7 protein-coding genes are annotated in these 7,865 nt (G+C 58.3%); 2 read left to right on the top strand and 5 right to left on the bottom strand.

Going from position 1 to position 7,865, the window contains the following annotated elements:
• Positions 1–148 precede the first annotated feature (148 nt).
• Positions 149–2,122 (bottom strand): ferrous iron transport protein B, encoded by a 1,974-nt coding sequence (gene feoB / locus HMPREF2857_RS05445; protein WP_070643050.1) that lies wholly within the window; start codon positions 2,120–2,122, stop codon positions 149–151.
• 55 nt (positions 2,123–2,177) lie between these two features.
• Complete coding sequence (locus tag HMPREF2857_RS05450) at positions 2,178–2,435, bottom strand: FeoA family protein (protein WP_016422620.1); 258 nt, start codon at positions 2,433–2,435, stop codon at positions 2,178–2,180.
• Positions 2,436–2,715: 280 nt separating this feature from the next.
• On the opposite strand from HMPREF2857_RS05450, the gene HMPREF2857_RS05455 reads away from it, so the two are divergent.
• Positions 2,716–3,495 carry a hypothetical protein gene (locus HMPREF2857_RS05455; RefSeq protein ID WP_049189638.1) on the top strand — a complete coding sequence of 260 codons (780 nt, stop codon included), beginning with the start codon at positions 2,716–2,718 and terminating at the stop codon, positions 3,493–3,495.
• Positions 3,496–3,555: 60 nt separating this feature from the next.
• Here the strand turns inward: HMPREF2857_RS05455 and dapF are convergent, their stop codons facing one another.
• The 3 genes from dapF to HMPREF2857_RS05470 are packed head-to-tail and all read right to left on the bottom strand — an operon-like array spanning position 3,556 to position 6,185.
• Complete coding sequence (gene dapF / locus HMPREF2857_RS05460; protein WP_049193014.1) at positions 3,556–4,479, bottom strand: diaminopimelate epimerase; 924 nt, start codon at positions 4,477–4,479, stop codon at positions 3,556–3,558.
• 31 nt (positions 4,480–4,510) lie between these two features.
• Positions 4,511–5,437, bottom strand: a complete 927-nt coding sequence (miaA, locus tag HMPREF2857_RS05465) for a tRNA (adenosine(37)-N6)-dimethylallyltransferase MiaA (RefSeq protein WP_016422617.1) — start codon at positions 5,435–5,437, stop codon at positions 4,511–4,513.
• Between the two features lie 43 nt (positions 5,438–5,480).
• Positions 5,481–6,185 (bottom strand): class III extradiol ring-cleavage dioxygenase family protein, encoded by a 705-nt coding sequence (locus HMPREF2857_RS05470; protein ID WP_070643051.1) that lies wholly within the window; start codon positions 6,183–6,185, stop codon positions 5,481–5,483.
• Positions 6,186–6,346: 161 nt separating this feature from the next.
• Between HMPREF2857_RS05470 and HMPREF2857_RS05475 the strand changes: the two genes are divergently transcribed.
• Positions 6,347–7,711 carry a DUF349 domain-containing protein gene (locus tag HMPREF2857_RS05475; RefSeq protein ID WP_070643052.1) on the top strand — a complete coding sequence of 455 codons (1,365 nt, stop codon included), beginning with the start codon at positions 6,347–6,349 and terminating at the stop codon, positions 7,709–7,711.
• The last annotated feature ends 154 nt before the right edge of the window (positions 7,712–7,865 follow it).

Consider the following 7,865-nt stretch of genomic DNA (forward strand, 5'->3'; position numbering starts at 1 on the left):
GCCGACGAGTAACCGTCGTATTCTTCCTGGCTCTAAAGAGTCCCACGGCGATAGCTCCTTTCCGTATCGCGATTCTTGTTGGATCTGATTTCTAGTTCGCAAGTGTGCCCTAGTAGCTTTGCCGAAGCTACTAGGAATCAACGAGGCTTTACAGGAACAGCTTTAACCCTTGGAAAACAATCACGGCCAGTGCCCATGCAACGACCAGCTGCGCTAGCAAACCGAAGCCCGTCCACTTCAAGCCGATCTCGCGGCGTTGTGCCGCGAGCGTAGCCACGCACGGTGTGTAAGCCAGCAGGAAGATCATGTAGGCCCAGACTGCTGCCAATCCATGTCCATCGGATGCATTGTCAAAGTCACGTCGAATATTCTCCGCGAGCGGGCTGGAGGCCTGTTCGCTCGAATCGGAATCGGTGACGTCCTCCACTGCATAGGTCTGTGCCCAGGTAGAAATGACGGCTTCCTTGGCCACAAAGCCCGTCACCAACGGACCTGTCAGAGACCATGTACCGAAACCTGCCGGGTTAAACACAGGAGCAATAGTTTCGCTGACTGCACCGTATGCGGAGTCCTGCGGTGCCAGGTTTTCATCGGCAAAGGAGTGCCCGGAGACAACCGGGATAGACATCAAAAGCCATACGACGATGACGGTGCTGACGATGATTCCACTAGCGGTCTGCAGGAAGCCCTTCAGACGCATCCACATCACCGATAGTGCCAGCCGTGCGGTCGGTAGCTGGTAGGTTGGCAGGTCAATGACCAGCGGTTCCGACGGCATGGTGCGCCACAGGGTCTTACGCAGTGCAAGGCCGGTCAGAACGATCAGCAGAATCGAGATCACGTACATAGCGAAAACGACTGTGCCCGCGTGTTCCGGGAAGAACACCGCACCCAACATGACATACACGGTTAGGCGCGCCGAGCAGGAGGTAAACGGAACCAGTAATGCCGTCAAAATGCGGTGGCGCGGATTACTCAGCACACGTGTCGCCGAAATCGCTGGCACATTACACCCGAAGCCGACGATGAGCGGAATAAATGCCTTACCCGGAAGACCAATTGCTCGCATGACACGGTCAGCCACCACGGCTGCACGCGCCATATACCCTGAATCCTCGAGTACTGCGAGACACAGGAACATGAGTGCCATCAGCGGAACGAAGGTCAGCACCATGCCGACACCACCGATGATGCCGTTTACAAGCAGTCCGGTGACAATCGGATGGTCCCATCCCACCGCTTCTAATCCACGGGTAACCAAATCTGCGAAATTACCGGTAATAAGGGTTTCCAAACCGTCCTGCAACGGTGCTGCTACCGTCGTCGTGATTTGGAAGACTGCCCACATAACTGCCAGGAACACAATCGGTCCGAGCACCGGGTGAAGAACCACGTTATCAATGCGGTCGGAGAAAGTCTGGCGATCTTCCACCCCGCCCGTAGATGCCGCAACCGCCGCATCAATCGCGGCAAAGCGTGCGTCGTCCAGGCGTTCAATCGATTCACCATCGACCTGGCGAATCGGTGACGACACCGAACTACATCCGTCCAGAGCCGCTGCTACCGCGTCGGCCAACCGCGCCATTCCCGCTTTACGACGGGGATCCAGCGCCACCACCGGCATCCCCATAGCTGACTGCAATGCGTCCGGATTCACATCGATGCCCTTGGCCTTGGCAACATCTAGTTTGGTCAGAGCCAGAACGATGCGCTGGGGCTGTTCCGCCAATTCCGCGGCCATGTAGAGGCCACGGCCCAGTGCCGTGGCGTCGACAACGACAACGACGAGATCCGGGCGTTCTTCTTCCGGTTTCTCGATGAGCATCTCGCGAGTGAGCTCTTCGTCCGGGCTCATGGCATCCAGCGAGTAAGCACCCGGGAAATCGATGACATCGTACTCAGCGGCATCGGTCTTCCACGCGCCGCGGCTGACCTCTACGGTCGTACCAGGCCAATTGCCCATCTGCGCTTTCGCACCAGTCAAACTATTGAACAGTGTTGACTTACCGGAGTTCGGTGCGCCGACCACTGCGACAACAGGTGCACCATCCTTTGCTGGCGCTCCGCCACTGCAAGCATGGCAGCTGGGCGTAGATGCGAATTTTCGCGTTGAGGAATCCATAGGTGTTGTCATTGTTTACTTTCAGAAGGGAGGTGAGAAAAGAGATGTAGGGGACCTAACCCACGACGGACATCTTGTGCAGCGTGCTGGCATCGATGGCGTAGCGCGTTGCGCCAGCATGGACGATTCGCCCACCGCCGCTCGTACTCCGTCCCACAGTGACACTCATTCCAGGGCGAAGCCCCAGTTGCGAAAGCCTGCGGCACAGGCGCTCATCCACATGCGACGCTCCCAGAGTGACGGTTACCCCCACCGGGACGTCGGCAAGCGACTGAATGTCATCCGACTGTTTTCGAGACCGCAATCCGAGCATGAGAAACCTCGCTTATATAGATAAGAATTAAGCTAAGCAAATCGTGTTTACAGAGATGAGCTTACTCTTAGGCATGCCTAAATGGAATAAACCCGGCACACCTAAGGAAAGTTATTTATGCCACACTTAACCTTTACCTATTTAGCGTGGCAGAATTGTTAGTCCCATCCGAATAGTTGCCGCGGCGTGCAGGAATGCTTCTAGGTACCCCAGAGCACAATGTGCTCACGTGCGATTCGTTAGTTCGCAGATGAAGATATGGGAAGTATCATCGAAAAGTATGACTACTGACTTGCGAAGCATTGGCATGGACTACCCCAGCTGGCGAGACGCGATGGAAGCCGCGATCGCTAGTGACAATCTGTCGGTCATCGGCGAGGTCCGCGGTGGCCAGCTGGTCCGTTTCGAAGATTCCTCTGGTGCGCGTCTGCACATCCTGGGTGTTGAACCATTTTCTACCTACGCCGGCTTCGCGGGCAGCCCGACCGTCACTGCCCATGTATCCAGCGTGGACGATGTCTTGGCGCTCGTGGAAATCGTCGAGGATGATCCCTCCTCGGATAACTTTGACAAGGTCATCGAGGTCGCTACCTGCCTGCTGTCACAGGGGCCAATGATTGTTGATGCCGGAACTCAGACTTTTGAGCATGTCGCGCTATCAGCTCTAGCAACTGATTTCACCCTCGACGCATCCATCGAAGAGTACGAGAAGCGCACCGGGGCAACCCCGACAACATTGGACTTCGAAGGTGCTAAGGCAATTGTCGGAGATCAGGTCGGGAAGGCATCGCCTAGCGCAACCGTGAAACTGGCTGGTGTTATCAATAACTCCCGCAAGCATGTCAATGAGCTAACCGGCAAGAAGTTCTGGGTGCTCAACCTTGCTCTGCCGACTCCTATGGACGTACTTGTCCCCGGCGGCGACGAAGCTCCCCAGCCAGGCATGGTCGTTTCCGGTACTTTCTCACTGACCGGTGAGATCATTCCGCCTCAAGGTTGCGGAGGCGGCTGTGGCGATGGCGGCTGTGGTTGTGGCGACGGTGGCTGCGGCGGACACTAGTCCGCTGATTCCCCACCGCTTCCACTACCCCGCTAGTGCTCCTGCAGCAATAGCTACCAGTCACAGGGCTTCCAGCTCAATATCGCCGAGCGTGTGAATCACGCTCGGCCCGGTCAAGGTCGCCGAGAAGTCCCCATCCGCATTGCTGGCCTTGTGGACATCCACAGTCACCACACCGCCGGGCACCTTGACTGTCACAACCCCCTCAGTCCGGCCGGCATCGGCCAGCGCGGCAATAGCTGCCGCAACCGTACCGGTGCCACACGAGCGGGTCTCACCAACTCCACGTTCAATTACTCGCATGGACACCGAATCACAGGCATCCAGCGGGGTGACAATTTCCACATTGAGGCCGTTCGGGAACATGGCTTCGTCGGCACGCACTGGCTTCGCGACACTACCCGCCGCTTCCAATTCCAGCTCCGCCAGAGCGGCGGCATTTAGGCCAGGCATGACGCAGGCCAAATGCGGATTTCCCACGTCGACACCAATCCCGGCGAATTTCTGGGCATTGTTGCCCGAACCAATGAACGCAGTAGCGAGGCCGAGGACTTCCGGCTGGCCCATATCCACCCCAACGACCGCGTGCCTGCGGCTGTGCTCATCAATCGAAACAGCGCGCAGCCCTGCTCGAGTGCCCACCCGCAAAGTTCCGTCGACGACACTGTCCGGGCTGTGAATCGCGGCAATATAGTGTGCAAAGACGCGGACACCATTCCCGCACATCTCGGCAATAGAACCGTCACTATTGCGGTAGTCCATAAACCAATCGTCGGCTTTAACGCCCTCCGGCAATGCCGCCAAAACACCGGCATCGACGAGTTTCCCCGCACGGGCAACCCGCAGGACGCCGTCAGCGCCAAGACCTCGCTGTCGATCGCACACTGCTGCGACCAGTGATTCGGTCAAATCAATCGACACCAAATCATCTGGAAAAATCAAGAAATCGTTTTGCGTACCGTGGCCTTTGGCAAATGAAACCATGCCCTTGATGCTAGCGGGAGGTCCGAATCTCTTACAGACCAAGTGCGGAAAACGCCTGTCCCGGCACGTCACCGGCAGCGTCTAGCCACATGATCCGATGATCACGGTTGAACCAGGAGCGCTGACGTCGCACATACCTGCGCGTACCAGTAATCGTGCGTTCACAAGCCGTATCCAGGTCGTAAACCCCATCGAAGTAGTCCAGCACCTGCGCATAGCCGATCGCGCGACTAGCGGTCACACCTTCGCGCAACCCTTGCGCAATCAAACTCTCAGTTTCTTCCACCAGGCCAGCGGCAAACATGCCCCGCGTACGCTGTTCAATCCGCGGATTTAGCCATTCCGCCTGCGTGCGCAACCCCAATATGCGAGTGTTCCACCGCGGTGGCTTATCAATCGACGGCTTCGACGCTGCAAAAGGTTTGCCCGTGAGCTCGATGACCTCCAGGGCGCGGACGGTGCGCCGCGGGTCATTGGTCTCAATAATTGCCGCCGCATCCGGATCAATCTCTGCCAGCCGATCATGCAACGCCGCCGGACCGATCTCGTCCTGCACTGTCTCCCACTTCGTACGTACTTCAGGGTCCGTAGGTGGGAACTGCCAGTCGTCCACCAACGCCTGCACATACATCATCGACCCGCCGACAAGGATGGGGACTTTCCCCCGCGCGCGAATGGCCTCAACATCCGCGACCGCCTCACGCTGATACGTCGCCACACTCGCCGGCTGCGTCACGTTCAGCACATCGAGTTGGTGGTGCGGAATCCCCCGCCGCTGGTCCACCGACAGCTTCGCTGTTCCGATATCCATTCCTCGATAGAGCTGCATCGAATCAACATTGACGACCTCACCGCCAAGCTGCTCCGCAAGTACCAGCCCCAAATCCGACTTTCCCGACGCCGTCGGCCCTACCACCGCAATCGGCACCGGCAAGCTCTCACTCTCGAAAGCCGTCACTACCCAGTTCACACTCCTGCACAAAAACTAAAAACGCGCGCTCTTACTTCGCAACACACCGCCAGCTGGCCACGTGGTAGCCGATTCCATAAGGCGCCCCGTCATAGTAAGAACGCTTTACGACGGTCAATCCAGACCCCTTCCAGCTTTCAGCAGCTTTACTCAGCTGCTGCCATAACTCGGCTGCGTACGCGCCGGGAGCTGGAAACACAATATTTTCCACGTTAATACTTGAGCAGTCCTGACCAGCAATCAGACTGCACAGCGCATCAACCTCCGCTGCACCTTCAATTACGCCGACCGGGGAATCGTCCGCAAGGCCGAATGCGCCGTCGACAAGCACAAGCAGACGCGTGTGACCGGCAGCGAGTGCCTCAGCGATAGAGTCGAAGCACGTTGCCTGAATGACGCGGCCAGTGGGTCCTTCAGAATTCCGTCGCGCGTAGTCTTCGATAAGCCAGCGTCCCAGCAGCTCAGGTAATTCGGTTCCGCCTGACACCGTGACATCAACCCCATTCGGAGAAAAACTGCCGGGTGCGCTGGTCTGGTGCGGGGACTTCGCCTGCATCCTGCCAGTGATAATAGCGACCGCGCCGGGCTCCCCGGGTTCGTCATCTGTCCACAGCGTCGCGACGGTTTCACGGGCATGACGGCGCAATTCCGTGGCGATAGGTGCAAAACCACCCAGCTCCTCGACGATGAGGAGCGCACGCGGAACGATAACAAGCCGAGGCAAACGCGAATTCACGTCCTCAACGCTACCGTGAGGGGCTAGTCGATGCCTTAATCCGGCGGTGTTACGCGCGCTGTGCCAAAATTTTTGGGATACTCGAGCACATACCGTAAGTGTTTGATGGCAGCCGTGTCGCGCGGCAGTTCTGCATGAAGATTGGAAGAGGTTTACCCACTATGACCGGTACCAGCAATTCCCCTAAGCCAGGTCCACGCCCGGGTCCACGTCCGGGACCTCGACCAGGCTCAATGCCGGCTCATCGTAAGGCCCCTGGAGCTACTCCAGCGCCTGCGGGGTCGGCCGCTGTGGCACATGCCGTCCACAATGATCCAAAGAAGTTTGGCCGCATTGACGAAGACGGCACTGTTTGGCTGGTCACCAGCGCCGGCGAACGCAATATTGGCTCCTGGCAGGCTGGCACCGTAGAAGAGGGTTATGCCCACTACGGCAAGCGCTACGAGGATCTGGCCACCGAGGTCGAGCTACTGGAATCTCGTGTAGTCTCCCACCCGCAGGAGGCAAAGACCATTTCTCACAACGCAGTTGAACTGCGTGAGAGCCTTGCCACCGCCACGGTCCTCGGCGATATCGATGCGCTGGATAAGCGCCTTGCAGAGGTCATTGCCACCTCCCACGTCGCAGAGGAGAAAGTCGCTCACGACAAGGCAGAGCGCCGTAAGAACGCCATCGCACGTAAGGAAGAGCTCGCCGCAGAGGCCGAGGAGCTCGCAGAGAACTCCACCGAGTGGAAGGTCGCCGGCGACCGTATCCGCGAGATTCTCACGGAGTGGAAGCAGATTCGCGGCATCGACCGCAAAACTGATGATCAGCTCTGGCGCCGTTACTCTCGCGCGCGTGATTCTTTCAACCGCCGCCGCGGTGCCCATTTTGCGGAACTGGACCGCAACCGTGCGGCTGCTCGCCGCGTTAAGGAGGACATCATTGAGCGAGCTGAGGCCCTGAAGACCTCCACTGATTGGGGTGGCACCGCTGCTGCCTTCCGTGACCTGATGGCTGAGTGGAAGGCCGCTGGTCGAGCCCCGCGCGAGGTCGATGACAAGCTGTGGGCGCAGTTCAAGGCCGCCCAGGATGAGTTCTTTGGTGCTCGCAACGCGGTCAACGAAGCTCGAGACAAGGAGTTCGAGGAAAACGCTGCGGCCAAGGACGCACTGCTGGCTGAATACGAAGACCGCATTGATCCGTCCAAGGGCCTCGATCACGCTCGCAACGAACTGCGTCAATTGCAAGAGAAATGGGAGGCCATCGGCTTTGTGCCGCGTGGTCGTGTGCGTGAGTATGAAAACCGCATTGGCGCACTGGAAAAGCGCGTCTCCGATGCTGCCGATTCGCAGTGGCGCCGTACCGACCCCGAAGCACAGGCTCGCGTCCAGCAGTTCGCCGACCGCGCAGCGGAGTTTGAGCAGAAGGCCGCCGAACTCGAGGCGAAGGGCAAGACTTCTCAGGCCGCCAAGGCTCGGGAGCAGGCCGAACAGTGGCGACAGTGGGCAGAGCAGGCTGCGGAGACTCTCAAGGAGCTCTAACAGAAGCTAGTTGTGCGTCGGGAAGCAGGTTCTCGCTCTCCGGCTTCCTCAACCGAATCTGGCTCAGCTGGGCGCTGGCAACGCGTCGATGGTTAAAAGAAAAGGGGCTCTCTTCCGGAGTGTGAACTGCTCCCCATTAGTTGGACTGAGAAAT

This window comes from Corynebacterium sp. HMSC076C10 (assembly GCF_001812455.1).
GTDB lineage: Bacteria > Actinomycetota > Actinomycetes > Mycobacteriales > Mycobacteriaceae > Corynebacterium > Corynebacterium jeikeium_D.